At 76.3% G+C, this 717-nt stretch carries 1 protein-coding gene; it reads left to right on the top strand.

From position 1 onward, the window contains the following. The first annotated feature begins 174 nt into the window (after positions 1-174). Positions 175-591 (top strand): hypothetical protein, encoded by a 417-nt coding sequence (locus tag ACFWXO_RS31620; RefSeq protein ID WP_380528040.1) that lies wholly within the window; start codon positions 175-177, stop codon positions 589-591. Positions 592-717: the final 126 nt, after the last annotated feature.

Genomic DNA, 717 nt, shown 5'->3' with positions numbered 1-717 from the left:
CCCCGTCCCCCGCGCCCACCGCCCCCCTCGCCCGGGGGGGGTGTTTGGCCCCCCCGGCCGGCGCCCCCCCCCGGCTTCCGCCGTTCCCGCCAGAGCCGGGAGCCGGGAGCCGGAGGCTTCTCCCCGAGCAGAAACCCGGCTGACAACCGCTGATGACTCCGCGACCATCAGGCGATGACCACAGAACCGCATCGGCTGTCCCTCCGCATCGTCGTGCCACCACTCGGAACCAGGGCCGGCGCCGAATGCCGACCGGTCGTCGACGGGCGGGACGTCCTGACCGACGTGTTCGACGAGGGGCCCGCAGAGGATCCTCGCTACCTGGTGGGCCCGAGCGCGCCGCTGCATGCGACCGACGTCCCTCGTGAGGTTCGGCTGGCCGAGGCCGGGTGCACCGAAGGGTGCTGCGGTGCGGTCTACGTGACGATCAGGCGCGAAGGGCAGCACGTGGTCTGGAGCGGCTGGCGCAACCCGGTCACCGAGGAGGTCGATCTCCCGGAGTTCCGCTTCGACGCCGATCAGTACGAGGCGGAGATCCACCGGGCACGACCAGGCCACCGCGCGCCAGCTGGAAAGATCCTCCACATCTGATCCCGATCCGTCCCGGGCCCCCCCCCCCCGGGGCGGCCCCCCCCCGGGGCGGGGGGGGGGGGGGGGGGGGCGGGGGCGGGGGGCGCCGCGGGGGGGGGGGGGCGGGGGCCGGGGGGGGCGGCGGGG

It is taken from the genome of Kitasatospora sp. NPDC059088 (genome assembly GCF_042738155.1).
In the GTDB taxonomy this organism is placed as follows: Bacteria; Actinomycetota; Actinomycetes; order Streptomycetales; family Streptomycetaceae; genus Kitasatospora.
Note: the sequence above shows the minus strand (reverse complement) of the source record. Positions and strands in the feature narration are given on the sequence as shown.